The organism is Pseudoramibacter alactolyticus ATCC 23263 (genome assembly GCF_000185505.1).
Classification (GTDB): Bacteria; Bacillota; Clostridia; order Eubacteriales; family Eubacteriaceae; genus Pseudoramibacter; species Pseudoramibacter alactolyticus.
In genome coordinates this window covers 1,669,902-1,692,997 of sequence record NZ_GL622359.1, presented here as the reverse complement: position 1 = coordinate 1,692,997, position 23,096 = coordinate 1,669,902, and the positions used below count along the sequence as shown (strand labels likewise).

The following is a 23,096-nucleotide window of genomic DNA, read 5'->3' as shown; positions in this document are numbered from 1 at the left end:
CCTGTTGCTGTTTTGACGGCGCGGCCGTCGCATTCAACGGGAGAAATTGATGGATTATGTTTTAACGCTGCTGACGTCGATCATGGCCGGTCTGGGGAAGACCCTTTCCCTGTTTGCCATTTGCCTGATCGTGTCGCTGCCGCTGGGCTTTGGCATCACGATGATGCTGCGCAGCCGGGTGAGGCCGGTGAAAGCCATCGCCGAGATTTATGTGTATATTCTTCGGGGAACACCGCTGCTGCTGCAGCTGTTTTTCGTGTATTTCGGGCTGCCCTTTATCCCGGGCATCGGCAAGGTCCTGATGTTCGACCGCTTTACCGCGGCCTGTGTGGCCTTCGCCCTCAACTATGCGGCTTATTTTGCGGAGATATTTCGCGGCGGCCTGCTCGCCATCAACGACGGTCAGTACGAAGCGGCCAAGGTGTTGGGGCTGACTCGCGGGCAGACCATGCTGCACATCATCATTCCCCAGATGATCCGCGTGAGCCTGCCGTCGGTGTCGAACGAGACCATCGTGCTGGTGAAGGATACGGCGCTCGTCACCGCGATTGCCGTGCCGGAAATCATGTATTACGCCAAGGGGGCGGTGGTGCGCGACGCGGATACCACCGCGTTTATCGTCGCCGGCGGGATTTATCTGGTCATCAATTTTGTCATTACGCTGATTTTCAAACAGCTGGAAAAGAAAGCAGATTTTTAGGAGGCGCGCCATGGATCAACAACAAATGAAGCCGGTGATTCACGTCGCCGGCCTGAACAAAAGCTTCGATGCGAACCAGGTGCTCAAGGATATCAGCTTTGAGGTGAACCGAGGCGATGTGGTGGCGATTATCGGCTCATCGGGCTCCGGCAAGTCGACGCTGCTGCGCTGCCTCATCGATCTGGAACAGGCTGACGGCGGCACCATTGACATCGAAGGGCAGCCCCTGATGCAAGACGGCGTGCAGGCTCCGCCGGCCGCCGTGCGCCAGATCATTGCCAAAATGGGCATGGTCTTCCAGCATTTCAATCTTTTCCCGCATCTGTCGGTGCGCAAGAATCTGCTCCTCGCGCCGCGCCTGGCCCGGGGCGCATCCAAAGCGAGCATGGAAGCACATTGCGAAGCGCTGCTTGACAAGGTGGGGCTGGGGCCGCGCATCGACGCCATGCCTTCAACGCTTTCCGGCGGGGAGAAGCAGCGGGTAGCCATCGCCCGGGCGCTGATGATGAATCCGAACATCCTTCTCTTTGACGAGCCGACGTCGGCCCTCGATCCGGAGCTGACCGGCGAGGTGCTGGGGGTCATGGCGGATCTGGCCCGGGAAAACATGACGATGATCGTCGTGACCCATGAAATGGGCTTTGCCCGTTCTGCGGCGAACAAGGTGCTCTTCATGGACGGCGGCGTGATTCTCGAATCCGGCTCGCCGGCGCAGATTTTTGAGCATCCCCGATATCAGCGCACCAAAGATTTTCTCGCCTCAATCACCAATAAAGAATAAACGGGCGTGCCCGTGCATCAAAAAAGACGCTTGTATCGGCAAGCGTCTGCAATCTGAGACCATTGCTCAGCAATGGTCTTTTTTTGAGTGGCTTCACAAAATCGCTTCGGCAATGATCTGATCGATTCGGCGCACGTCGGCACCGCGCTTCAGGCTGATTTTAAAATTGCCGAGCTTGGTCCACAGCTCCACCTCCGCGGTGAGATCGAGGTGACCGGCGTTTTCCGTGGAATATATTTCGATGGCACGGTAAGGCAGAGAGAAAATTTCCTTTTTCTTGCCGGTGAGACCCTGCACATTGCGTACGATCAGACGCCGATCGGTGAAAATAGCCGCGTCCCGAAGGGTTTTAAACGCGCAGACGGGCTTTTCCCCGGCGATTAACAAATCATAAACGTCCGACGGCAGATCGATCTCCCGAATGAAGACCCATTCCATGACCATTTCAATCTCCTGTCCCATGATGCTTCTCCCGTTCTTCTCTTTCACGCACCAGCTCAATAGCCTCTTTGCCGCTGAGGTGATCGATGGTCACCACAATGAGTTTAGTTGCCGCCAATTCCCGGTTGATTTCCGCCGTCCGTCCCGCTTCGTCGCCGGGGTTGTATTTTTCGCCTAGGGCGTGAAGCATGGCCAGCACCGCGTCGGGATCCTCCTCAAAGGCGGCACGGCCAAAGGCGATCGCCGAGCGGAAATGGGTGGTGTATGCCGCCGGGACCACGGTGTCGTCGTCGATCACACAAAACGAAACTTTGGGTTCCCGGGCAATCGCGTCGATCTTGTGGCCGGTCTTCGCCCCGTGAATCGCAATCTTCCCGTCGACCATCACATAATTCACCGGCACGCCGTAGGGATAGCCATTGTCGCCGGCCACCGAAAGCACCCCCGTCTGGCCGCGTTCCAAAATGGCCCGGCTTTCCGCCTCTGAAAGGGCCTGTCGTTTTCTTCGCATGGGTCTGAACATTGCACTGCCTCCTTTTAAAAAATGCGCCCGCCACCATCGATGACCGATGATGGCCGGCGCTTCCGTTTGAATTGACTTTTTTATTTTAGCACAGGATCGCCGCCCTGTGAATCCCGAATTAATCGCTGATATCCAAATCCCGGGTGAGCTGCACCGTATAATTCGGATAGGCCGCCTCGATGCGGCTGCGGATATCGCTTAAAATCGCTTCGGCGTCCGGCGCGGCAAAATCGATCACCACATCCAAAGAAATGCGCCTGAGCGCCTCGTCCACATAAAAGCCGTGAGTCTGAAGAATATGGTCGTGGTCCTCCACGATGGCCATGACGGCGTCGCGCATGGCCATCACTTTTGGGTCTCGGGTATTCACCGAGTAAATGCCCACGCCCTCGAGCATCACGCCGTTTTCCACGTACACCTTGTGCATGATGCGCCGGGTCAGCTTGTCGATATCGCCGGCCGTCATCGTATCGGCCACGGCCACGTGCACCGAGCCGATGAGAAAATCCGGACCGTAGTTGTGGAGAATCAGGTCATAGGCGCCTTGCACTTCGGGAAAACCGGCGACTGCGGCCTTGATTTCCCGGGCCTTTTCTTTTTGAACCCGTTCGCCGAGGATCTCCGACAGGGTTTCCCGGAGCATGTCGATGCCGGACTTGATGATGACCGCGGCGATGATCGCGCCGAGCCAGGCTTCCAATGAGATCCCAAAGATCAGATAGATGCCGGCTGCCGCCAGGGTTGACGCCGAAATCACCGCGTCCATCGTCGCGTCGGTGCCCGAGGCGATCAGCGAATCTGAACGCACGCGTTTCCCCGTGGCCTTCACAAAGCGGCCCAGCACCACCTTCACCAGCACGCCGACGGCGACGATCCCCAGCGCCACGGCGGTATAATCCGGTTTGGCCGGATGGATGATGGCCGAAACGGATTCTTTGAACGCGGTCACCCCGGCATATAGCACGATAAAAGCGATGATGGTTGCCGTGAGATATTCGATGCGGCCGTAGCCCATCGGATGTTTTTTGTCCGGGCGCTTGCCGGCGAGCTTCGTTCCCACGATGGTGATGATCGACGACAGCGCGTCGCTGAGATTATTCACCGCGTCAAGGGTAATGGCGATGGAATGCGACAGCATTCCCACCACCGCTTTGAAGCCGGCCAGCAGAACGTTGGCCAAAATGCCGACGATGCTGGTGCGCACGATCACCTGGTGGCGGCTGTCTCCGCTCTTTATGTTTTTATGTGTTTCTTTGGACATCCTGTTACCTCTTTCTATATTGATTTTGTACAATTTAATGATATGCATGTCCTTTGATTTTGTCAAGTTTCTTTTTAACATCGGCCACCCGTTTTTGTCTTTTCAGATTTTTCCGGACATCAAAAAAACGGCCCCCCCCCAGGGATCCGTTTTTCACATCAAATTCTTTTGTTTTGAGTTCAGGCTTCTGCATCGTCCGAAGCTGCCGACGCATCATCCGTCAAATCGGCCGGTTTCTCCGCCAAAACCGCCATGAATTCTTCGCCGGTAATGGTTTCCTTCTCGTAAAGATGCATCGCCAGGCGATCCAAAATATCGCGGTGATCCGTCAGCAATTGTCTGGCTTTGTCGTGCTGTTCCCGCACCAAGGTGATCACCTTTTCGTCGATGCGTTTTTGGGTATCCGGCGCGCAGGCCAGTGAGGTATCCCCGCCCAAATAAGCGTTTTCCACCGTTTCCAGCGCCACCATATCAAAATCGTCGCTCATGCCGTAGCGGGTGACCATGGCCCGGGCCAGGCGGGTCGCCTGCTCGATATCGTTGGAAGCGCCGGTCGATACGGAGCCGATCGCCACTTCTTCGGCAGCGCGCCCGGCCGTCAGCGTCGCGATTTTATTGGCCAGTTCATCCCGGGACATCAGGTATTTGTCGTTCTCTTCTACCTGCATGGTATAACCCAGGGCGCCGGAGGTTCTGGGGATGATGGTGATCTTCTGCACCGGGGCCGAATGGCTTTGCAGCGCCGCCACCAGCGCGTGTCCCGTTTCATGATAGGCCACGATTTTCTTTTCTTCTTCGGAGAGGATGGCGTTCTTTTTCTGATACCCGGCGATGACGACCTCTACGCTCTCTTCCAGATCGGCCTGGGTCACAAACTGGCGCTTATCCCGAACGGCGCGCAGGGCTGCCTCGTTGACGATATTGGCCAGCTCCGCCCCGGATGCCCCGGCGGCCATGCGGGCAATGGCGTTAAAGTCGATGCCGCCCGCCTTTTTAACCTTGCGGGCGTGCACGGCCAAAATGGCTTCCCGCCCTTTGAGATCCGGCAGATCCACCGGCACTCGCCGGTCAAACCGACCCGGGCGGGTCAGCGCCGGGTCGAGGGATTCCGGCCGGTTGGTTGCTGCCAGAACCACCACACCGTTGTTTTCGTCAAAGCCGTCCATCTCAGTTAAAAGCTGGTTCAGCGTTTGTTCCCGTTCGTCGTTGCCGGAAAACTTGCCGCCGGCGCGCTTTTGTCCGATGGCGTCAATTTCATCCACAAAGACGATGCAGGGGGCCTTTTCCTTCGCCTGCTTGAAGAGATCCCGCACCTTGGATGCGCCCATCCCCACAAACATTTCCACGAATTCCGAGCCGGAAATTGAGAAGAACGGCACGTTGGCTTCGCCGGCCACCGCTTTGGCCAGCATGGTTTTGCCGGTGCCCGGAGGCCCCACCAAAAGCACGCCCTTGGGCATCGTCGCCCCGATATTGGCGTATTGCTTCGGGTCGTCCAGATAGCTGACGATCTCCGACAGATTTTCCTTAGCCTCTTCTTCGCCGGCCACATCGCTGAAATGGATGCTGTCCGCCGACGGTTCGTACACCCGGGCGTTGCTCTTGCCAAGATTGAAGGGCATGCCGCCTCCGCCGATCCCGCCCATCTGGCTGCTCATGCGCCGGTTGACCCAGCGCCCCAGCAGAATAAAGATGAGAATGGGCAGCACCCAGCCGATGAGGAAGGACACAATGGGATTATTGGTCTGATCCACATTGCGCTTGAAACTCGCCCCGGAGCTGTAAAGCCGTTCCGTCAGGTTGGGGTCGTCCATCCGGGCCGTCTTGTAATATTGGCTCTTCGCTTTGTTGCTGAACACAATGGTACTGTCCTTCACCTCGACGTCGCCGACATTTTTATTTTTCGTCATCGTGATAAAGGTATTGTAATTCACCGTTTTGGTCTGCCGCTGATTGAACATCGGCGCCACCAGGGCGTTAAAAACGATGATGAGCACGGCCACGAGCACATAATAAAAAATCATGGGCCGCTTGGGCGTTTCTACTTTTTTCATAATGATTCCCTTTCCGATCAAGTTTAAATGATTCGGCTGCCGACCGCCGCCGAAAAAATTGCGTTTGATTTTCTTTTGTTTCACTTGGTGATGGGGTATTGTAACAATCTTTGTCTTAAAAAAGCTTAAACCCGGTTTTCTTGCGCCGCCTTTTGAATTGGGCTACAATGATTTTACTAAGCGCTGGCGTGCGCCGACGGCGGGGCGGCCGCGCACCCATCGTCACATAATTTTTGCAATAAGGCTGGTGATTCCATGCATATCCACGACATGTTAAAACAGGTTCGCGCCGGCGCCATGAGCGTCGACGCGGCAGAACAATTCTTGCGGCGCGAGCCCTTCGAGGAGATGGACTACGCGAAGATCGACACCCATCGCGAGCTGCGCTCCGGCTTTTCTGAGGTGATCTTCTGCGCAGGCAAGGCCGACGCCCACCTGCGGCAGATTTTCGGCCGACTTTATGCCGAGAACGGCGAAGTGCTCGGCACCCGCTGCGCCGAATCCCAGGCGGCCATGCTCCGAAAGGATTTTCCCCAGGCAGAATACGATCCGCTCTCCCGCATCATTAAAATCGAAGACGCCGGCAAGGCGCCCGGCATCGGCGAGATCGCCGTGTGCACCGCCGGCACCGCCGATATTCCCGTGGCCGAAGAGGCCGCCCAGACCGCCGAATACTTCGGCACCAAAGTCACCCGTATCTTCGACGTTGGGGTCAGCGGTCTGCATCGGCTGCTCTCCCGCCTCGACATCATCCAGCAGGCCAACTGCATCGTCGCGGTGGCTGGCATGGAGGGAGCCCTTGGCTCGGTGCTCGGCGGCTTGGTGGAAGTGCCGGTGATCGCCGTGCCGACCTCGGTGGGATACGGCGCCAACTTCGGCGGCCTCTCCGCGCTTTTGACCATGATCAACTCCTGTGCCAACGGCATCGCCGTCGTCAATATCGACAACGGCTACGGTGCCGGTTATCTGGCGACTCAAATTAATCGATTGGCGGTGAAACAACCATGAATCCTCAAAACCAACAGCTTTATCTCGAATGTTATGCCGGCATCAGCGGCGATATGACCGTCGCGGCTCTGCTCGATCTCGGCGCCGATCAACAGGTGCTTGAGACGGCGCTGGCCAGCCTTCCCTTGGAAGGCTACCGCATCGCCATCAGCCGGGTGAACAAAGGCGGCCTCGACGCCTGTGACTTCGACGTGATCCTCGATCACGACAACCACGACCACGACATGGCCTATCTTTACGGCGATGCCGCTCACGGCTGCGGCCATCATGAACACGCCCATGCGCATCATCACGAACATGCCAACGGCGATCCCGGCCACGACCATCATCATCATGCGCACGATGCCCACGGTCATCATGACCACACCCACGGCCATCACGAACACCGCGGCCTGCCGGAGATCACTCGCATCATTGAAGCCGGCGAGCTGACGGCCGGTGCCCGGGTCCTGGCGCTTCGCATCTTCGACATCATCGCCGAGGCGGAGGCCAAAGCCCACAACAAGCCCAAAAACCAGGTGCACTTCCACGAAGTCGGCGCGGTGGATGCCATTGTCGACATCGTGGCGGCGGCGGTCTGTCTGGATAACCTCGGGATCCGGGATGTGATTGTCTCTCCGCTTTTCGAAGGCCGGGGATCGGTGCGCTGCGCCCACGGCATTTTGCCGGTGCCTGTGCCCGCGGTGATCAATATCGCCGCGGCCCACAAACTGCCCCTCCACCAAACCGACCGCTTCGGCGAGTGGGTCACCCCCACCGGCGCGGCCATCGCCGCCGCGGCCCGAACCCGGAAGGCGCTGCCTGCGTGTTACACCGTCGTGAAAACCGGCATCGGTGCCGGCAAACGCGACACCGGCGACACCGCCAACGTGCTGCGCGCCATGATCATCCAAAATGAAGCGCCGGCCGAGGAAGACACCATTCTCAAACTCGAGACCAATATCGACGACGCCACCGGCGAATGCCTGGGCCGCGTCCTCGATCTGCTGATGGCCGCCGGCGCCCGGGACGTGCATTATCTGCCCGTTTATATGAAGAAAAACCGCCCGGGCTACGAACTCGTCGTCATCACGGACGCCGCCCGCCGCGAAGCCCTGGAGCGCATCATTTTCGAGGAGACCACCAGCATCGGCATCCGGCGCTGCGAGATGGCGCGTTCGGTTCTCCCCCGGGAAGATGGGAAGGTCGACACGCCCCTGGGCCCGGTTCGCGTCAAGCGCTGCCGCATCGGCGAGCGCCTGCGGGTCTACCCCGAATATGCGGACGTCGCGGCAATCAGCGCCGAAAAACAGCTGCCCTATCCCGACGTTTATGCGCAGATTCTCGCCGCCTGCCAAAATCATATCTGATTACCGCGCACAAAAAAATCCGGAGCCTGGCTCCGGATTTTTTATGCTTCGGCGTTTTCCGCTTCTTTTTTCTCTTTCAATCGGTGAACAATGTGCTGCAGCGCTTCCTGAAAAACGTCCACCACGTGTTTGTCATCCAGGGAATAAAAAACATTGCGCCCTTCCTTTCGGAACTTCACCTGACCGTGGGCGCGCAGGATCTGCAGTTGATGCGACACCGAGGATTGGCTCATCCCCAGCAGCGTCACCAAATCGTTGACGCACATTTCCCGAATCGACAGCGCATAGAGAATCCGGGTGCGGTTTTCCTCTCCGAAGACTTTAAAGAAAGCCGACAACTCCTGGATATACTCATCGGGGATCATTCTGTTTTTCACTTCCTCCACAGCAGACATATCGTACTCATTGACCATGCATTAACCTCATCTTTCCCGGGCTCCGCGCTCCCGCTGCACATCGACCCGACACCTTTCTCGTTTCTGTTAAAATTTAATTTAAAGCTTAAATGCTTAAGCTAATCTGAATTTTTTCATGTTTTTTTGCTTCATCCATGTTAAAATAAACGGGCAGATGGAGGATCACGAAGGGAGGCTATTCAGATGAAACTCAAAATAACCGTCATCATCATCGCCATTGTCATGGTGATTTCTGGAATTCTTTTGGGCTGGTCTGTCGGCATCAAGGGGCCCGCCGTCCAATCTTCCGACAGCGGGGAACACAGCTTTGAGAATTTAACGGAAAATATTATCAGCCCGCTGGTTACCGACACGCGGGTCAAACCAAGGTCACCGGCTCGTCCATAAAGTCACGCGCGCTTGAGGTGGCTTTATTTTTTTGCCTTTATCGCAATGGCAACGCCCGCACCGCCATTACCGGGACCGTTCCCCGCACGCAAACCCAGGCCTCAAACCCCGGGAAGCCCGGCACCGGCGCCAACGTCCAGCCCGAAAGCCCGACACCGACCACCTGCGCGCCTCCGCCTGTCTGGCGCACTTCAAAACGGCTCATCGGCAACGCAAAGCCATCGCCCGTCGCCTTCATCACCGCTTCCTTCTGGGCCCAAAGCCGAAAAAAAAGCCGCTCCGCATCCGCCGATGCCGCAAGCCGTGCCACCTCGTTGGGGTGCATCAAACGCCGGGCGATGGCCTGCGCCCGCGGTTTGGCGCTGACCTGCTGTAAATCGATGCCCAGGGGCCGCTCCCAAAACGCGCAGACGGCGATCCCCCCCGAATGGGACCCATTAAAATGCCGATGCGGATCATCCGGCAAAAAAGGCTTGCCATGTGCCGCCCGGCCAAAACGCACCGGCGGAACCACGCCTTGGTCCCGCAAAGCGCGCGCCGCCAGCTCCTCAATCACCGAATGCACCGTTCCCTTCAGCGAAGCCGCCGGCGCCCAATAAATCATCAGCTTATCCATGGTTGTTCTCCCGCTGCACCTTGGCCTTAAACTGCCAGCCACCCTGAAAATAGCGAATCATGTTGACGAGGATGCACAGGCTCCAGCCGATGGGAATGGACCAGGCGATGGCCCGAAATCCCACGGCCGGCGCGAGGGCGTAGGCCATCGCGATGCGAAAAACGAAATTGACCGCGGTGCCCAGCAAATAAACACCCATATCCCCGGCGCCGCGCAGCACCCCGGAGGACGCGAACATCCAGGCGAAAAGCCAATACGCCAGCGACACGATGCGGATGTAGCGCATGCCGGCCGCCACCACCCCGGCGGACTCGCGTCCCTGCACGAAAAGGCCGACCAGCGCTTTTCCCCCGATAAAAATCAGCAGGGACAGCACCACAGCGATACCCAGCGACAGCGCCATCGTCACCCGAAAGCCGGCACGCACCCGATCGACGCGGCCGGCACCGATGTTCTGCGCCGTAAAAGAAGTGACAGCCATGTTCAGCGAAAGCAGCGGCTGGGTCGCAAACTGATCGATTTTATTGGCCGCCGTATAGCCGGCGATGGTCACCGTGCCAAAGGTATTGACGAGCCCCTGCACGGCTACCGCCGACAGTGCAACGATGGTGTTCTGAACCGTCGATGGCAGGGCGTAGCCGATCAGGTCGGCAAGCATGGCCCCGTCGAAGACGCAGTCTTCTCGGCCAAGGCGCAGCACCGGCACATGCCGGCGCATATAAAACCCGCAGCTCACCGCCGAAATCCCCTGGGAAAGGGTCGTCGCGATGGCGACCCCGGCCACACCCCATCCGAAGCCGAGCACGAAAATCAAATCGCAGACGATGTTGAGCAGGGAAGTGAACACGAGAAAATACACCGGGGTCTTGGCGTCGCCGATAGCCCGGCACATGCTGGCAAACACGTTGTAGGCAAAGAGAAAAACCCCGCCCACACAATAAATCACCAGATACGTCGCCGCGTCGGCGCGAATGCCGGCCGGCACCCGGGTGAGCGCCAGGAGCCAGGGCGCCCCGATGATTCCGAAGAGCGACAGCGCAAGGCCCACCGCTCCGTTAAATACCAAACTGATATACACCGCCTGCCGCATGTGCACCGGATCCGCCGCGCCGTAATACTGGGAAACCAGCACTGAACACCCCACCGAAAGCCCGGTGGCCAGGCACACCAGCAGCATCACGATGGTGGATGACGCCCCGACAGCGGCCAGCGCCCCCGCGCCGACGAATTGCCCGACGACGATGGTATCCACAATATTATAAAATTGCTGAAACAAATTGCCGATGAGCATCGGCACAGAAAAAGCGAGCAAGATCCGCGCCGGATTGCCCGTCGTCATATCCTGAGCCATCCCATCATCCTCCCGTTGTGCACTATCCTTGCCGGGCCGAGCCGCTTCCCGCCGCCGCACAGCCGGCGCATCCCCCGCATCCGCCGCACCCGCCACAGCCGCGGGGCAACGCGTCGTAATCAATCCATTCGGCCAGTTCCGCATTGCTCGGATACCGCCCGGCCCCCATCAGCCGGTCGTCCACAAAGAAGGCCGGCAGCGCTGTTTCGCCCAGTGCGGCCACACGCCCCGGCGCCGAAAACGCATCGATCCGCTCCACCGCGATGCCGGCTGCCGACAGCCGTGCGAGGAGCAGATCCATGCGCATATCCTCCGCGCCGACCGCTGTCGCCGGCGCTTCCACCACTGTCAGTTTCATCACGCGTCGTCCGGGCGGTGATAAACCTGAATCCCGTCAAGCCCCCAGACCTTGTCCGAAAAACCGCCGGCCTTGGTCTCGCTCTGAATGCGCTGCATGGTGTTCATCCGCGCATCGATCACATCGATGTGGTGGAGCAGTTCCGCCTCGGCGAACATCGGCCGCACCGGCGAGCCGTATTCCGGCTCATAATGATGGGCAAGCACCATGTGCTTGAGCTGCAGCACGATCTCCGGATCGACCCCGAGCTTTTTCCCGTATTCGTCGATGGCCACCACCTCGGTGATGATGTGCCCGAGAAGTTTCCCCTCTGCCGAGTAGTCCGACACCGAGCCGTTAGCGTCCGAAAGCATCTCCACCGATTTGCCCAGATCGTGCAGCATGATCCCGGCATAAAGCAGCTCTGCGTCGATAAAAGGATACAGCGGGGCAATGGCCCTGCCCAGCCGCAGCATTGACCAGGTGTGAAAGAGCAGCCCGCCCTTCAGCGCGTGGTGCATGCGCTTGGCCGCCGGGAAATACATGAGTTCCGACTTTTTGTCGCGCACCATAGTGCCAACCAGCTTTTTCAGATCGGCATTGCCAAACGCGTCGATCGTCGCGAGCAAATCTGTATACATCTGTTCAATATCCACCGGGGCCGTCTCCACAAAATCGTTGATGTCCACCGGATCCCCTTCGTTGGTCAGGCGCATCCGGTTCACGATGATCTGCAGATTGCCGTTGTATTCCTGAACCTTGGCCTTCACTTTGACCAATTGCCCCTCGGTGAACTCTTCTTCGTCCACCGGCTTCACATCCCACATTTTGGCGTTCATCCCAGTGAAGGCGCTGTCCGTCAGCGTCATATTGAAATAGCGGCTGCCGTTGGTCGAGGTTTTAACCGTCTGAGATTTAATAAAGAGATAGCCGAGCAGGCTTTCCCCTTTTTTCACTTGATTAAGCTGAATGGCTTGCATGAATTATTGTGCTCCTCCTGATGCTTGATCTGAATCTGCCTGAATTTTAATGCAAAACTGCCGCTGCCTCGGCCCGTCAAACTCCGCAAAATAAATGCCCTGCCAGGTGCCCAGCACCAGCCGGCCGTTTTCGATAATGAGCTGTTCGCTCGCGCCGAAAAGCGACGCCTTTAAATGGGCGGCAGAGTTGCCTTCCGCGTGATGGTAGCCGTCCTCCCAGGGCACAATCTTGCCGATTTCCCGGGTCATGTCCCGCACGACGTCTGGATCGGTGTTTTCGTTGAGTGTTACCGCCGCCGTGGTGTGGGCCACGAAAACCGTCGCGATGCCGTTCGCCGCGCCGCTTTCACGGACAGCCTCCGCCACGGCCTCGGTAATGTCGAGCATTTGGGTATGGGCTGTCGTCCGCAGTTGTTTGCGCATGATTGGGTGGGTTGTCGTCATTTTTCCCTCCTCGATTTGTTAAATTGCTCCGATTATTTCAGCAGCGCCCGGCTGACGCTCTCGCCAAATTCGCAGATGCGAATGCCCGCGATATGCTGCACATATTTGGAAAACTTCGCGTAGCCCTCGTCCTTCCAGCGAAATCCCGGAAAAGCGGTATGCACCAGATTGCCCAAATAGCCCAACTCGATGCCGTTCTTTCCAGCGTCCCGCACCTTGCGGACGATGAATTGCTCGATCTCGCTTCCCGAGTCGCTGGACGAGGTCAGGCGAACCGTCTGCATCCGGCCCTGCCGCCCCACGGTAAAACGGGAGGATTCCTCCAGAAATTTCGAGAGCAGGCTGTAGCCGTAATTGCGCACGTCGAAATCCGGATATTTGTTGTTCAGGCGGCTGCCGACCTCGCCGAGACCGGTGGCCTTGCCGTTGTTCTCGTTCTCGGTGATGATGCCGACCACTGTGTTCTCGATGGTCTTTCGGGAGGTGCGGGCCGTCTTTTTCTGTTTGTGCCGCGGCGTCTCCGCTTCGCCGTCGCTGTCCTGGTCGATATCCTGTTCGTAGGAATCGAGGATATTTTCCAGGCTGATGAATTTCGTGCAGGCGTTGCGGAAGGAATCCGGGGTTTTGTCCTCGCCCATGCCGATCACCATCATCCCCGACTCCCGCAGGCGGCTGGCCAGCCGGGTAAAATCCGAATCGCTGGAGACGATACAAAAGCCGTCCACCATCCCGCCGTAAAGAATATCCATCGCGTCGATGATCAGCGCCGAGTCGGTGGCGTTCTTCCCGCTGACATTGGCAAATTGCTGAATCGGCGTAATCGATTTGGAGAGCAGCTGCTCCTTCCACTTGTTCGCGCCTGTGCTGGTCCAATCGCCGTAAATCCGTTTATAGGTTGCCACGCCATAACTGGTCATCTCATCCAGAATGCCGGCGATGTAGCGCGCCGAAATATTGTCGCCGTCGATGAGAATCGCAAAGCGTAAATCTTCCATCCTGATGCTCCTTTCTGAGCTTGATGCTTGATTGAATCGATTCGCTCTCAATGCGCCGGTCCGTCTGCTGCCTGCGGACGCTCCGGGCATCTGTCGGTCAATTTGTTTTTCTATTTTATCACAAGGCCCCGGGAAATCCCAACCTTTTGTCTGACCGTTCCCGCTTTCAATGCGCCGATTCTTTATTTTTTGCCAATCTTTTTTTAAATGATTTTAATTTAGATGCTTTTGGCGTATAATAGAAAATAATCAATTTCATATTTTGCATCAATGCATTCAAAAATAAGGAGAGAATCATGCAACTTTACGAAACAACCGTTACCAAGATCGCTCAGGAAACCAGCGATTCATACAGCTTTTTCATGCGCATCCCCGAAGGCTACACCTGGCAGGCCGGCCAGCACGCCCTCTGGAAACTCTCGGGCTATGACGTTGCGGAAGACGACCGACCTTCCCGCATCTTCACCATCGCCTCGGCGCCGGAAGACGGCTTCTTGATGTTCACCACGCGCATCGCCGATCCCCATTCCAGTTTCAAAGACGTCCTGCTTCACCAACTGAAGGCGGGCGATCCCATGCTCGTCGCCAACCCCAAGGGCAGCTTCGCTTTCCACCGCAATCATCCGCAGTCTCTGGTCATCGCCGGGGGCATCGGCATCACGCCGATCCGTTCTCTGCTTGCCCACGCCGCCGTTCAGAATGCCGATTCGGACCACAAAATCACCGTGTTCTATTCCGACGACCGCGGCGAATTCTGCTACGGCGATTTCTGGAAGAAGGTCGAATCCGCCATGCCCAATCTCGAGCTGCATCTGATTTCCGACCGCGACGAATTCACCGAACGGGTCAATACTTTCGCCAAAACCGTCGGCAACGACGCCGAATATCTCATCGCCGGCTCCCCGGGGATGAACAAGGCCTTCACCGCCACCCTGACGGGTCTCGGCGTCGCCGAAGATCAGATCGTCGTCGACAACTTCATGGGCTATTAAACCCGAACATCCGAACAGAGGCCCGGCCTCTGTTTTTTGATGTGTTTTTCTGATTTTGCTTTCGTTTTGTTTTTCATTCGATCTTTCATGTTACAATAATCCGTAAAATAATTCAAAGGAGATCCTTATGAGCCATACCAAAAAAATAATCGGCGGGGTTGCCCTGGCCGCCGGCGCCGCCATCGGCGCGGGCTACGGCATCGCCAAGGGCGTTCGCAAGGCGGTTCGCCCGACCCATGCGCAGCCTGTTTTCGGACTGATCTGCCCCATGGAAGAAGAAACCGCGCCCTTCCGCGAGGCCATGGACATCGCGAAGACCACTCATTTTTCCGGGCTGGTTTTTTATGAAGGCGTTCTCTGGGGACAGCGCGCCGTGCTGGTGCAGTGCGGCGTCGGCAAGGTCAACGCGGCCATCTGTGCCCAGGCGCTGTGCTCCCATTTCCCCATTACCTATCTGATTAATATCGGCGTCGCCGGCACCACCCGCCCCGGGGTTCGCCAGGGGGATCTCGTCCTTTCCACCGACGCGGTTCAGCACGACGTGGACGTCACGGCGCGCGGCTTCGCCCCTGGGGAAATCCCCGATCTGGCCGTATCCGCCTTCCGGGCAGACCCCGGTCTCATCGATCTGGCCACCCGCGCTTTTGATGCTGAAACGGCCGAGATGGACGGCGCCAGGCTTTTCACCGGACGGATCGTCTCCGGCGATCAATTCATCGCCGGCGGCGCGCGCGCCGATGCGATTCAGGCGACTTTTGATCCCTGCGCGGTCGAGATGGAAGGCGCTGCCGTGGCCCATGCGGCCACGCTCAACGCCGTGCCCTTCCTGATCGTCCGGGCCATTTCAGACAATGCCGACGAGGACGCGCCCGGCGTTTCTTATCCGGAATTTTTGCCTCTGGCCATTGTTCACACCGTGGCCTTGGTTCGCCGGATGTTCGCCCTCGCCGGGGATGCAGCCGATGCCTGATTTTTCCGTTAAAAAACGCCGTTCAGCGATAGATCTATCGCTGGACGGCGTTTTTCATTTGGATTTAAAGCTCGCTTTGATACTCGGCTTTTAATTTTTCGAAGGTTTCCTCGCTGATCACATGCTCCATCTCGCAGGCGTCGTGTTCGGCCTGCTCCGGCGCCACACCGAGCGAGACCAGATGTTTGGTTAAAAAGCGATGCCGCTCATACACATTCTGGGCGATGGTCATGCCCGTTTCCGTCAAATGCAGGGAGCCGTCGTCGTCCATCAGCAAAAATCCCTGCTCCCGCAGCGTCTTCACCGCATGGCTGACCGACGCCTTGGAAAAATGCAGCTGCCGGGCGATATCGATGGAATGCACCGCCTGACCCGGCCCCTTCTTTTCGGCAATCATCAAAACCGCCTCGAGATAATCCTCTTTTGATTTGCCCAACGTCATGCTTTCGCTTCTCCCTTCGTGATTTTGCACCGCGCGATGGCTGATCGCCGTTAACTCTAACTAACACCATTGTACGGGATTCCGCCCCATAAGTCAACCCGATCTAACCATTTATTTTCGCCGATACGCCCGCAAAAAAAGAAAACGCCCGCAGGCGTCTTCTTGGATTATTTTGATTACATGGCTTCCGGCGCGTCGACGCCCAGAATTCCCAGCACGTTTTCGAGCACCTGCCGGCAGGCCAGAATGAGCTTGAGGCGGGCATGCATCAGGTCCGCGTCATCCACCCGCACCCGGCATTCGTTATAAAAGGTGTGAAAGGCCGAGGCAAGCCGCTGGGCGTAGTGCACCATGCGGCTCGGATCCATTTTATGCTCCGCTGCCACGATGGTTTCCGGGAAGTCGGAGAGGACCGAAAGCAGCTCCAGCTCCTTGGGGTTGGTCAGCAGTTCCAGTTTGGCCGGCGCCGCCAGATCCACATCGCCGCCCAGCTGGCGCAGGATGCTTGCGATCCGCGCGTGGGCGTACTGCACATAAAACACCGGGTTGTCGTTGGACTGCCTGATTGCCAGATCCAGATCGAAATCGAAGTGGCTGTCCGGCGAACGCAGGTTGAAGAACACCCGGGCCGCGTCGATGCCCACCATGTCGAGCAGCTCCGTGAGGCCGATGGCCTTGCCCTGCCGCTTGGACATGCGTACCGGCTCCCCGTCGCGGATCAGGCGCACCAGCTGCATCGTCACGATTTCCAGCCGGCTCGCGTCCACCCCCGCCGCGGCGATCGCCGCCTTGAGTCTCGCGATGTGCCCGTGGTGATCCGCCCCCCAAACGTTGACCGCCCGGTCGAAGCCCCGGGTCAAAAGTTTGTTCAGGTGGTAGGCGATGTCCCCCATAAAATAGGTGGGCAGGCCGTTCTGCCGGATGAGCACGTCGTCCTTTTCGCAGCCGTAGTCCGTGGTTTTAAACCAAGTGGCGCCCTCCTTGTCGTAGGTCGCGCCTTTGTCCTTCAGGAGTTTCAGCGCCCGTTCAATTTCCCCATCGTCGTACATGCTCTGCTCGGAGAACCACACGTCGTAATCCACGCCGTAGCTTTCCATATCGGCGTGCATCTGCCTGAGGTTTTTCTTCAGCGCGTAATCCACAAAAAGGGCCTTGCGCGTCTCCGGCGTCCGATCGAGGAGCGGGCGGACCGCGGCTTTTCCGCCGTTTTCCGCGATGTATTCCTCCATGTGCGCGCGGATATCCGCCCCCTGATAGCCGTCTTCCGGGAAGGGAATGTCCTCCCCGAGGAGCTGGCGAAAGCGCGCGTCCAGCGAGTCGCCGAATTTTGCGATCTGATTGCCCGCATCATTCACATAAAATTCCCGGGTCACGTCGTAGCCCGTCCAGGCCGCGATCTCGGCCAGCACATCGCCGATGGCCCCGCCCCGGGCGTTGCCCATGTGCATCGGCCCCGTCGGATTGGCTGAAACGAATTCGAGGTTGTAGGTTTTGCCGGCGTTGCCCGTCGTGCGGCCGTAATCCGCGCCCTTCGCTTCAATCTCGCCGATCACCTCGTAGTGCCAGGTCGGATCCAGGGCGAAATTGATGAAGCCCGGACCGGCGATGGTCACATCTTGCACATAAGCGGCCGCCGCGTCAAAATGACCGACGATGGCTTCGGCAATCGCCCGGGGCGCCATATGGGCCTGTCCCGGCAGCTGCATCGCTACGTTGGTGGCATAGTCCCCGAACTGCGCTTCCCGGGGAACCTCCAGCTGGATGGCCGGCAAATGTTCGATCGAAAAGGCGCCATCTGCTACCGCGGCGTTCACCGCTTTTTCGACGGCGGCCTTCAAACCGTTTTCCAGTTGCTCTCTGATATACATGTTCTCCTCCGCTTCCGTAAAAAGTCCGGGTCATTTTCTGTCCCGGACTTCAATCGTCATGGTATTGACGCTATTCGTTTTGCCTTCCACGCCGATGACATAATCCAGATGGATCTGCACCGGCTCGTTCGCTTCGTTTCGATCGACGGTGATCGCCCGAGTCTGAATCGACAGCGGCACATCGCCGAAGGGCGTGGTGTACATCGCGACACAGCGCTTGCCCTTTTCAAATTCCATCAGCGCGTTGACACTGCCCAGGCGAATCACCGAAACCTTATCCGGTTCGAGGCGGACCGTCGTCGTCGTGCCGGACATCCCGGAGACCTCCGTCTCCCGATAGCTCAGGCATTCGGCGTCGCTCTCGCGGTAAAAGGCGCCCTCGGTCACAAATTCGGTGCGGTCGGTATCGCCCTGCGCCGTTACCTCGCTGACGATCGACAGCCAGACCTGCTTTTCGCCCGGATGATTTTCCAATGTTTCTGTCATGGCCTTTCCTTTCCGCGCACTACACCCGCGTGTAATCCGTCACCTTCTTGCGGGCGGCCGTCGCGATGAGCCGTTCCACCAGCTCGGCATAGCTCACACCCATATGCTGCCACATCATCGGGTACATGCTGATATCCGTGAAGCCGGGCAGCGTGTTCACTTCGTTGATGTAAAGCCGGCCGTCCCGGTTATCCACAAAGAAATCGACCCGGGACAAACCGGAGCCGTCGATCGCCGCAAAGGCCTTCGCCGCAAAATCGCGGATCTGCGCCGTGGTCGCGTCGTCGATTTGCGCCGGAATCTCGATTTTCGAATCCTGATCGTCGGCGTATTTGGCCTCGTAGTCATAAAATTCCTTGCTGGCCACCACTTCGCCGGGCAGCGTCGTCTGAATATGACCCTGTTCTTCGAGTACTGCACATTCGATCTCCCGGGCGTCGATAAAGGTTTCGACTAAAATTTTGCTGTCGTAATTCAGCGCCTGATGAACTCCGGCGATCAGTTCCGCCCGATCGTGGGCCTTGGTGATGCCCACGGACGACCCCATATTCACCGGCTTGATGAATAGCGGATAGCCCAGCGTTTCCGCCGAGGTAATCTGCACCGCCTGATCCCGCTGCCAGTCGGCGGCGTGAAACGCGCGGTAGGGCACCACGGGAATGCCGGCCTTCTCGAAAAGAATCTTCGAAACGACCTTGTCCATCCCGACCGCCGAGGCCAGCACGCCGCAGCCCACATAGGGCTTGCCCATCATCTCGAAGACGCCCTGGATGGTGCCGTCTTCGCCCATGGGGCCGTGCATGATCGGGAAGAACACATCGATGGCGCGAATCGCCGGATCGGTCAGCAGGGAAAAATCCTCCCGCAGATGCCCGGTGTCTTCCTGCCAGGAGCCGTCGGGCAGCTTGTCCCAATCCCCGGTATAAATCAGCCAGCGGCCGTCCTTAGTGATGCCGATGGTGGTGACGTCGTATTTTGTCCGATCGACCGCCTGCAAAACATTGTACGCCGAGACCCGGGCCACTTCGTGCTCGCCGGACTGCCCGCCGAAAACGACCCCGAGCTTGATTTTATCTGCCATATTGCCTCCTGATCCCTGGTTACCTCAAAGGCGATCCATCCGCCGGATCCGCCCAAAGGGTTTCTTCTGTGATGACGATCACCCCGGCATCCATCAGGGCCTGGGCCGCGATGCCGTTTCCCGCCGTCAGACGGTGGGTAAAACTGCCGTCGTAAATGGTTCCGCAGCCGCAGGCCGGACTGCGCGCTTTGAAAATCGCCAGCCGGCAGCCGCAGGCCAGCGCCAGCGCCGCCGCATGGGCCGCGCCGCGTTCGTATGCCGCGGTGACGTCACGGTTTTGTTTATTATACACTTTCCGTTTGCCCCCCGCCACCCTTATTTCCGCCGGAATGCGCGGAATCTTAAGCCCGCCGGCCACCTCCGGGCAGACGATCACCGCCCGGCCGGACGCCGCCAGCGCCTGCACCCGCGCGTCGGCGTTGCTCTTGCCGTCGTAGCGGCAGGGCGTCCCCGCCAGACACGCGGAAACGAGCACCTTTTCCGCCGGGTCGGCGAGCAGAGCCCGCCAGGATTTGGGTTTATGCCCCTTCATCAGCTGCCTCCTTATGCGCTTTGCGTTTTGCCTGTGATGCTTTTTATCTTAACCGAAAAGCCGCCGTCCGGCAAAGATTTTTCTGCCGCCCGCGCATGAACCGATTGCATCGCTCCGCGCGGACGATTAAACTGAGGTTATCACAACATCCCGAGGAGGTTTCGCCATGACTTTTTTCGAACAGGTTTATGCCCTGGTGGCCCGCATTCCTGAGGGCCGTGTCGCTACTTACGGCCAGCTTGCCGCGATGCTCGGCCGGCCCCGCGGTGCGCGTACGGTGGGTTTTGCCATGCGCCGCTGCCCGGAGGCGCTGCCCTGGCAGCGGGTGGTGCGCGCCGACGGCCGAATCGCCGGCGGCCAGGCCGATCTGCGCCGAGCGGTGCTCGCCCGGGAGGGCGTGCCCTTTTTGCCCGACGGTCGGGTGGACGTAGGCGCCTGCCGTTGGACAGGGTGAGCGCCGGCCATCGCCCGCATGGATGCCATCCCGCTGTTTTTGCAAAATTTTACCTCTTTTTAGCTTATTTTTACCTTTTTCTTGTCTTTTTCATCCAAAATCCTTAAACTGGGTTGATTGCTCATGTCGGCAAACCAATTGGATTGTTGAATTGAAGGAGAGAATGTGATGCGGCGACTCAAACGATGGCTATTGGCTTTGGGAATGATGGCGGCGGCTTTCGGGTTTTTCGTGCCGGCGGCTTTTGCCGCCGCACTAAGGGTGCCAGTGTTGCGGTCTCCGGCGCCCCGATGCCCATGTCCGGGGCGTGCATGCCTTCGCCCCGGTGCATGTCCGGGTGGTGGCCGACCATTTTACCGAAAATAACCTGCTGACTGCCGCCGGCCCGCGGGGCGCATCACCCATATGGGTGACACCTGCGCCGGTACCCGGATCGATCTGCTTTGCACCGTGACTGAGACGGACACGGCCTGGTGGCAGGCGTACAGCGACCCGGGCGGTCCAGCCCAGCCGGCACGAGAAGATCCTGACCTATACCTACACCTCGGAATATCGGCTGACCGTCCGAGTCGTCGACCGAAAAAGCGGCCACCCCCTGGGGAAGGCGCGAACCGTGTCTCTGCTAAAGGGCGCGCGCTTTACCGTCACGCCGCCGGCGATCCGGGGCTACCGCGCGCCTAAAGGGCAGACGGTGACGGCCAATGCCGACCAGGTGATCACTCTGGGCTACCAGAAAATAACGACGCCGGGCCGGACAATCCGCGCCGCAGAAAAAAACAACCAAACCCGCCGCTTCAAAGCCAACAGGAAGCAAACCAAAACAAAAAATCGGCTGGTTCGAAAAGAATACGGGGTTGACGCCTCGGCAACAGCATGTTTTCTTTACCGTGCTCAAGGCCATTGAGCAGGATGGCAGGAAACATCACAAAAGTGCCGCAGAGATCAAACGGGATCAGCTTTATTTTATAAGCAGAAGTTATAAAAAAGTCTCGCGCAGCGCTGGATTTAGCATGTGGAGGATAAGCAATACGATAAACCACATCTAAAGGCGATCATTAGGGCTATTATTCAAAGGTGGAACATAAAAATTTAACGGCTCAGCAAGTCAATAAAATATATGGAAATTTTTATTCAGCTGTCGCTGTTGGGCGAAAAAAAGGAAGGGTTGATCTTCCTCATCTGGCCATTGCGGCCGCCGGCGCCCTGGACCGCCGACCCGATGCCTATTTGACGCATTGGGCGACGACCATCAGCCCGGTGAAACCCGGGTTTTTACCGGGCATCATGCGCGCTCAGGATTTCATGATTCACGCCATGTCGGCTAATGTTTCCAAAAGCTGGGCCTTTGCCAATGGGTATTTCGGCGACTGGATGACGGAATAGCACGGCATCAATCAACCGGATCTTGATGCCGATAAAGACGTTTATGCTTTTCTTAATCTCGATGAGCCTTTGATCAAAACACTAAAAAAACAATACAACCGTTCGATCAGTACGCTAAGCAAAAAGCGCGATCAACGTGGAAGGGGCATGCGCGCTCGGGCAATGACAACGCTTTTGGGGTTAAGTCTGGCCTCATTGGGGATAATCGGCTGGGGGCTTTGGGATAATGTTCTCGGAGAACCCATTAAAAAAGCATTTAAAAAGGCGAAATTTCTAATCAAAAACCCGAAAAAGGCCAAACAAAAGCTGAAGCAACAAATCAGCCGAAAAATTGTTAAGCCCCTTCAAAAGATCCGACACAGGGCAGCCAGCGCCGGACGCAAGGCCATCCGCGCCTACCATAAAACCAAGACCAAAATTTCAAAAGCCGTTCGCCATGCCGCGCGAAAAAGCGCAGCCAAAGCTTTAAAAATCCGAAATCGCATCATCAAACGGGTGCAGATCCTCAAACGAAGCGCTAAACGGAAAGTGAAAAAGATTGCTCGCCACGCAAAAAAGATAGCCCGCCGCATGAAAAAGCGCCTGTCCCAAGCCAAAAAGGCTCTCAAAAAAATCGGCAAAAAATGAAGCGCTTATCTCAGAAACACAAGGGAAGGAAACACAAAAAATGGAAACAAAGCCAATCAAACCGATCTTGATCGCCGCGGGCATCGCGCTGCTTGGCCTGCTGCTGGTAAAGGGTGCCATCGCCTGGAACCTGCACGACAATGCCTATTATTATGCCACCCACATGCCCTACGCCAAAAACGAATACCCTATCGTAAGAGAATGGGAATACCGTCGTTTGCCCGAATCCATCAATAAAGATTATCCAAACGGTTATAATGAAAAACTGCGAAGACGAAGCGGTATTGCCATCTGCCGCTTGTTTAAAAAGGGAGATCTCTGGAAAGTGAGCGATTGGGGCCTCTTTTATTATCCGGTTGAAAAATATGATGAACAGTATATTGCTTTTTATTTCGATAAAATTATAAAATCATTAATTATGACATTTATGATTTAACGCTTTCAAAATCTGAGCGCGCCCGAATCCTTCACGTCTTGGACCGGCTGAAAAAGGAATCCCCCGAACCGCTCATCAATCTGCAAAAAATCTACAACAAGCGCGTTAAGAAACGCCCGAACCCGGAGGCGGATTATAAAATTTGAAAAATCAGCCTCGCCGGGAATTTGAAAACAAGAAAT

General features: G+C 57.3%; 29 protein-coding genes. 13 read left to right on the top strand and 16 right to left on the bottom strand.

The window, feature by feature from the left end; all coding sequences use genetic code 11:
* The first annotated feature begins 49 nt into the window (after positions 1-49).
* On the top strand, positions 50-700 hold the full coding sequence (locus HMPREF0721_RS08120; protein WP_006599210.1) for an amino acid ABC transporter permease: 651 nt from the start codon (positions 50-52) through the stop codon (positions 698-700).
* 10 nt (positions 701-710) lie between these two features.
* Positions 711-1,481: an amino acid ABC transporter ATP-binding protein gene (locus HMPREF0721_RS08115; protein WP_006599209.1), complete on the top strand. Its 771-nt coding sequence runs from the start codon at positions 711-713 to the stop codon at positions 1,479-1,481.
* A gap of 93 nt (positions 1,482-1,574) precedes the next feature.
* On the opposite strand, the gene HMPREF0721_RS08110 is transcribed toward HMPREF0721_RS08115, so the two are convergent.
* The 4 genes from HMPREF0721_RS08110 to ftsH form a co-directional block, all read right to left on the bottom strand.
* A complete protein-coding gene (locus HMPREF0721_RS08110) occupies positions 1,575-1,943 on the bottom strand; it encodes a PH domain-containing protein (protein WP_006599208.1) in 369 nt (122 codons plus the stop codon).
* Positions 1,927-2,445 carry a pyridoxamine 5'-phosphate oxidase family protein gene (locus HMPREF0721_RS08105; protein ID WP_006599207.1) on the bottom strand — a complete coding sequence of 173 codons (519 nt, stop codon included), beginning with the start codon at positions 2,443-2,445 and terminating at the stop codon, positions 1,927-1,929. The genes HMPREF0721_RS08110 and HMPREF0721_RS08105 overlap by 17 nt, the downstream gene beginning before the upstream one ends.
* 118 nt (positions 2,446-2,563) lie before the next feature.
* Positions 2,564-3,706, bottom strand: coding sequence for a cation diffusion facilitator family transporter (locus tag HMPREF0721_RS08100; RefSeq protein WP_050786983.1), 1,143 nt, complete (start codon positions 3,704-3,706; stop codon positions 2,564-2,566).
* A 179-nt stretch (positions 3,707-3,885) separates the two neighbouring features.
* Positions 3,886-5,760, bottom strand: coding sequence for an ATP-dependent zinc metalloprotease FtsH (ftsH, locus tag HMPREF0721_RS08095; protein WP_050787032.1), 1,875 nt, complete (start codon positions 5,758-5,760; stop codon positions 3,886-3,888).
* A 255-nt stretch (positions 5,761-6,015) separates the two neighbouring features.
* On the opposite strand from ftsH, the gene larB reads away from it, so the two are divergent.
* Both larB and larC read left to right on the top strand, forming a co-directional pair.
* Positions 6,016-6,768, top strand: coding sequence for a nickel pincer cofactor biosynthesis protein LarB (gene larB / locus HMPREF0721_RS08090; protein ID WP_006599203.1), 753 nt, complete (start codon positions 6,016-6,018; stop codon positions 6,766-6,768).
* Complete coding sequence (gene larC / locus HMPREF0721_RS08085; protein ID WP_006599202.1) at positions 6,765-8,117, top strand: nickel pincer cofactor biosynthesis protein LarC; 1,353 nt, start codon at positions 6,765-6,767, stop codon at positions 8,115-8,117. Before larB ends, larC begins: the two co-directional genes overlap by 4 nt.
* 41 nt (positions 8,118-8,158) lie before the next feature.
* Here larC and HMPREF0721_RS08080 read toward each other — a convergent pair whose 3' ends face one another.
* Entirely contained in the window at positions 8,159-8,530 is a 372-nt protein-coding gene (locus tag HMPREF0721_RS08080; protein WP_006599201.1) for an ArsR/SmtB family transcription factor, read from the bottom strand.
* Positions 8,531-8,716: 186 nt separating this feature from the next.
* On the opposite strand from HMPREF0721_RS08080, the gene HMPREF0721_RS08075 reads away from it, so the two are divergent.
* Entirely contained in the window at positions 8,717-8,920 is a 204-nt protein-coding gene (locus HMPREF0721_RS08075) for a hypothetical protein (protein WP_006599200.1), read from the top strand.
* Positions 8,921-8,957: 37 nt separating this feature from the next.
* Here the strand turns inward: HMPREF0721_RS08075 and HMPREF0721_RS08070 are convergent, their stop codons facing one another.
* The 6 genes from HMPREF0721_RS08070 to HMPREF0721_RS08045 are packed head-to-tail and all read right to left on the bottom strand — an operon-like array spanning position 8,958 to position 13,643.
* Complete coding sequence (locus tag HMPREF0721_RS08070; RefSeq protein ID WP_006599199.1) at positions 8,958-9,536, bottom strand: 4'-phosphopantetheinyl transferase family protein; 579 nt, start codon at positions 9,534-9,536, stop codon at positions 8,958-8,960.
* Positions 9,529-10,887 (bottom strand): MATE family efflux transporter, encoded by a 1,359-nt coding sequence (locus HMPREF0721_RS08065; RefSeq protein ID WP_006599198.1) that lies wholly within the window; start codon positions 10,885-10,887, stop codon positions 9,529-9,531. The genes HMPREF0721_RS08070 and HMPREF0721_RS08065 overlap by 8 nt, the downstream gene beginning before the upstream one ends.
* A 22-nt stretch (positions 10,888-10,909) precedes the next feature.
* On the bottom strand, positions 10,910-11,245 hold the full coding sequence (locus tag HMPREF0721_RS08060) for an arsenic metallochaperone ArsD family protein (RefSeq protein WP_006599197.1): 336 nt from the start codon (positions 11,243-11,245) through the stop codon (positions 10,910-10,912).
* Entirely contained in the window at positions 11,245-12,204 is a 960-nt protein-coding gene (locus HMPREF0721_RS08055; protein ID WP_006599196.1) for a 3'-5' exoribonuclease YhaM family protein, read from the bottom strand. The genes HMPREF0721_RS08060 and HMPREF0721_RS08055 overlap by 1 nt, the downstream gene beginning before the upstream one ends.
* Positions 12,205-12,207: 3 nt before the next feature.
* Entirely contained in the window at positions 12,208-12,648 is a 441-nt protein-coding gene (locus HMPREF0721_RS08050) for a secondary thiamine-phosphate synthase enzyme YjbQ (protein ID WP_006599195.1), read from the bottom strand.
* Between the two features lie 32 nt (positions 12,649-12,680).
* The gene (locus HMPREF0721_RS08045; protein ID WP_006599194.1) at positions 12,681-13,643 is read right to left on the bottom strand and encodes an NYN domain-containing protein; all 963 of its coding nucleotides are present in this window, start codon (positions 13,641-13,643) and stop codon (positions 12,681-12,683) included.
* A gap of 296 nt (positions 13,644-13,939) precedes the next feature.
* Between HMPREF0721_RS08045 and HMPREF0721_RS08040 the strand changes: the two genes are divergently transcribed.
* Together HMPREF0721_RS08040 and HMPREF0721_RS08035 are read left to right on the top strand one after the other, a co-directional pair.
* The gene (locus tag HMPREF0721_RS08040) at positions 13,940-14,635 is read left to right on the top strand and encodes a ferredoxin--NADP reductase (RefSeq protein ID WP_006599192.1); all 696 of its coding nucleotides are present in this window, start codon (positions 13,940-13,942) and stop codon (positions 14,633-14,635) included.
* A gap of 127 nt (positions 14,636-14,762) precedes the next feature.
* On the top strand, positions 14,763-15,605 hold the full coding sequence (locus HMPREF0721_RS08035; RefSeq protein WP_006599190.1) for a 5'-methylthioadenosine/adenosylhomocysteine nucleosidase: 843 nt from the start codon (positions 14,763-14,765) through the stop codon (positions 15,603-15,605).
* A gap of 64 nt (positions 15,606-15,669) precedes the next feature.
* Here HMPREF0721_RS08035 and HMPREF0721_RS08030 read toward each other — a convergent pair whose 3' ends face one another.
* The 5 genes from HMPREF0721_RS08030 to HMPREF0721_RS08010 form a co-directional block, all read right to left on the bottom strand.
* On the bottom strand, positions 15,670-16,047 hold the full coding sequence (locus HMPREF0721_RS08030) for a metal-dependent transcriptional regulator (protein ID WP_006599189.1): 378 nt from the start codon (positions 16,045-16,047) through the stop codon (positions 15,670-15,672).
* A gap of 176 nt (positions 16,048-16,223) precedes the next feature.
* The gene (argS, locus tag HMPREF0721_RS08025) at positions 16,224-17,915 is read right to left on the bottom strand and encodes an arginine--tRNA ligase (RefSeq protein ID WP_006599188.1); all 1,692 of its coding nucleotides are present in this window, start codon (positions 17,913-17,915) and stop codon (positions 16,224-16,226) included.
* Between the two features lie 30 nt (positions 17,916-17,945).
* Positions 17,946-18,401: a YwiB family protein gene (locus tag HMPREF0721_RS08020; RefSeq protein WP_006599187.1), complete on the bottom strand. Its 456-nt coding sequence runs from the start codon at positions 18,399-18,401 to the stop codon at positions 17,946-17,948.
* Positions 18,402-18,420: 19 nt separating this feature from the next.
* Positions 18,421-19,482 carry a D-alanine--D-alanine ligase family protein gene (locus HMPREF0721_RS08015; protein ID WP_006599186.1) on the bottom strand — a complete coding sequence of 354 codons (1,062 nt, stop codon included), beginning with the start codon at positions 19,480-19,482 and terminating at the stop codon, positions 18,421-18,423.
* A gap of 19 nt (positions 19,483-19,501) precedes the next feature.
* Positions 19,502-20,014: a 2-thiouracil desulfurase family protein gene (locus HMPREF0721_RS08010; protein ID WP_006599185.1), complete on the bottom strand. Its 513-nt coding sequence runs from the start codon at positions 20,012-20,014 to the stop codon at positions 19,502-19,504.
* A 166-nt stretch (positions 20,015-20,180) separates the two neighbouring features.
* Here HMPREF0721_RS08010 and HMPREF0721_RS08005 point away from each other — a divergent pair, with 166 nt between their 5' ends.
* From HMPREF0721_RS08005 to HMPREF0721_RS07980, 6 genes are all read left to right on the top strand, one after another.
* On the top strand, positions 20,181-20,468 hold the full coding sequence (locus HMPREF0721_RS08005) for an MGMT family protein (RefSeq protein ID WP_006599184.1): 288 nt from the start codon (positions 20,181-20,183) through the stop codon (positions 20,466-20,468).
* Positions 20,469-20,653: 185 nt separating this feature from the next.
* Positions 20,654-20,842, top strand: a complete 189-nt coding sequence (locus HMPREF0721_RS12280) for a hypothetical protein (RefSeq protein WP_040640000.1) — start codon at positions 20,654-20,656, stop codon at positions 20,840-20,842.
* Between the two features lie 239 nt (positions 20,843-21,081).
* Positions 21,082-21,372 carry a hypothetical protein gene (locus HMPREF0721_RS12430; RefSeq protein ID WP_006599181.1) on the top strand — a complete coding sequence of 97 codons (291 nt, stop codon included), beginning with the start codon at positions 21,082-21,084 and terminating at the stop codon, positions 21,370-21,372.
* Between the two features lie 170 nt (positions 21,373-21,542).
* A complete protein-coding gene (locus HMPREF0721_RS07990) occupies positions 21,543-21,851 on the top strand; it encodes a hypothetical protein (RefSeq protein ID WP_006599179.1) in 309 nt (102 codons plus the stop codon).
* Between the two features lie 147 nt (positions 21,852-21,998).
* Complete coding sequence (locus HMPREF0721_RS07985) at positions 21,999-22,478, top strand: hypothetical protein (protein ID WP_006599178.1); 480 nt, start codon at positions 21,999-22,001, stop codon at positions 22,476-22,478.
* Positions 22,479-22,518: 40 nt separating this feature from the next.
* Entirely contained in the window at positions 22,519-22,914 is a 396-nt protein-coding gene (locus HMPREF0721_RS07980; protein WP_006599177.1) for a hypothetical protein, read from the top strand.
* The last annotated feature ends 182 nt before the right edge of the window (positions 22,915-23,096 follow it).

What these genes read in the sequence shown, in the direction of transcription:
- HMPREF0721_RS08120 (WP_006599210.1), top strand. Translation starts at nt 50, where the DNA reads ATGGATTATGTTTTAACGCTGCTGACGTCGATCATGGCCGGTCTGGGG.
- HMPREF0721_RS08115 (WP_006599209.1), top strand. Translation starts at nt 711, where the DNA reads ATGGATCAACAACAAATGAAGCCGGTGATTCACGTCGCCGGCCTGAAC.
- HMPREF0721_RS08110 (WP_006599208.1), bottom strand. Translation starts at nt 1,943, where the DNA reads ATGGGACAGGAGATTGAAATGGTCATGGAATGGGTCTTCATTCGGGAG.
- HMPREF0721_RS08105 (WP_006599207.1), bottom strand. Translation starts at nt 2,445, where the DNA reads ATGTTCAGACCCATGCGAAGAAAACGACAGGCCCTTTCAGAGGCGGAA.
- HMPREF0721_RS08100 (WP_050786983.1), bottom strand. Translation starts at nt 3,706, where the DNA reads ATGTCCAAAGAAACACATAAAAACATAAAGAGCGGAGACAGCCGCCAC.
- ftsH (WP_050787032.1), bottom strand. Translation starts at nt 5,760, where the DNA reads ATGAAAAAAGTAGAAACGCCCAAGCGGCCCATGATTTTTTATTATGTG.
- larB (WP_006599203.1), top strand. Translation starts at nt 6,016, where the DNA reads ATGCATATCCACGACATGTTAAAACAGGTTCGCGCCGGCGCCATGAGC.
- larC (WP_006599202.1), top strand. Translation starts at nt 6,765, where the DNA reads ATGAATCCTCAAAACCAACAGCTTTATCTCGAATGTTATGCCGGCATC.
- HMPREF0721_RS08080 (WP_006599201.1), bottom strand. Translation starts at nt 8,530, where the DNA reads ATGGTCAATGAGTACGATATGTCTGCTGTGGAGGAAGTGAAAAACAGA.
- HMPREF0721_RS08075 (WP_006599200.1), top strand. Translation starts at nt 8,717, where the DNA reads ATGAAACTCAAAATAACCGTCATCATCATCGCCATTGTCATGGTGATT.
- HMPREF0721_RS08070 (WP_006599199.1), bottom strand. Translation starts at nt 9,536, where the DNA reads ATGGATAAGCTGATGATTTATTGGGCGCCGGCGGCTTCGCTGAAGGGA.
- HMPREF0721_RS08065 (WP_006599198.1), bottom strand. Translation starts at nt 10,887, where the DNA reads ATGGCTCAGGATATGACGACGGGCAATCCGGCGCGGATCTTGCTCGCT.
- HMPREF0721_RS08060 (WP_006599197.1), bottom strand. Translation starts at nt 11,245, where the DNA reads ATGAAACTGACAGTGGTGGAAGCGCCGGCGACAGCGGTCGGCGCGGAG.
- HMPREF0721_RS08055 (WP_006599196.1), bottom strand. Translation starts at nt 12,204, where the DNA reads ATGCAAGCCATTCAGCTTAATCAAGTGAAAAAAGGGGAAAGCCTGCTC.
- HMPREF0721_RS08050 (WP_006599195.1), bottom strand. Translation starts at nt 12,648, where the DNA reads ATGACGACAACCCACCCAATCATGCGCAAACAACTGCGGACGACAGCC.
- HMPREF0721_RS08045 (WP_006599194.1), bottom strand. Translation starts at nt 13,643, where the DNA reads ATGGAAGATTTACGCTTTGCGATTCTCATCGACGGCGACAATATTTCG.
- HMPREF0721_RS08040 (WP_006599192.1), top strand. Translation starts at nt 13,940, where the DNA reads ATGCAACTTTACGAAACAACCGTTACCAAGATCGCTCAGGAAACCAGC.
- HMPREF0721_RS08035 (WP_006599190.1), top strand. Translation starts at nt 14,763, where the DNA reads ATGAGCCATACCAAAAAAATAATCGGCGGGGTTGCCCTGGCCGCCGGC.
- HMPREF0721_RS08030 (WP_006599189.1), bottom strand. Translation starts at nt 16,047, where the DNA reads ATGACGTTGGGCAAATCAAAAGAGGATTATCTCGAGGCGGTTTTGATG.
- argS (WP_006599188.1), bottom strand. Translation starts at nt 17,915, where the DNA reads ATGTATATCAGAGAGCAACTGGAAAACGGTTTGAAGGCCGCCGTCGAA.
- HMPREF0721_RS08020 (WP_006599187.1), bottom strand. Translation starts at nt 18,401, where the DNA reads ATGACAGAAACATTGGAAAATCATCCGGGCGAAAAGCAGGTCTGGCTG.
- HMPREF0721_RS08015 (WP_006599186.1), bottom strand. Translation starts at nt 19,482, where the DNA reads ATGGCAGATAAAATCAAGCTCGGGGTCGTTTTCGGCGGGCAGTCCGGC.
- HMPREF0721_RS08010 (WP_006599185.1), bottom strand. Translation starts at nt 20,014, where the DNA reads ATGAAGGGGCATAAACCCAAATCCTGGCGGGCTCTGCTCGCCGACCCG.
- HMPREF0721_RS08005 (WP_006599184.1), top strand. Translation starts at nt 20,181, where the DNA reads ATGACTTTTTTCGAACAGGTTTATGCCCTGGTGGCCCGCATTCCTGAG.
- HMPREF0721_RS12280 (WP_040640000.1), top strand. Translation starts at nt 20,654, where the DNA reads ATGGCTATTGGCTTTGGGAATGATGGCGGCGGCTTTCGGGTTTTTCGT.
- HMPREF0721_RS07985 (WP_006599178.1), top strand. Translation starts at nt 21,999, where the DNA reads ATGCGCGCTCGGGCAATGACAACGCTTTTGGGGTTAAGTCTGGCCTCA.
- HMPREF0721_RS07980 (WP_006599177.1), top strand. Translation starts at nt 22,519, where the DNA reads ATGGAAACAAAGCCAATCAAACCGATCTTGATCGCCGCGGGCATCGCG.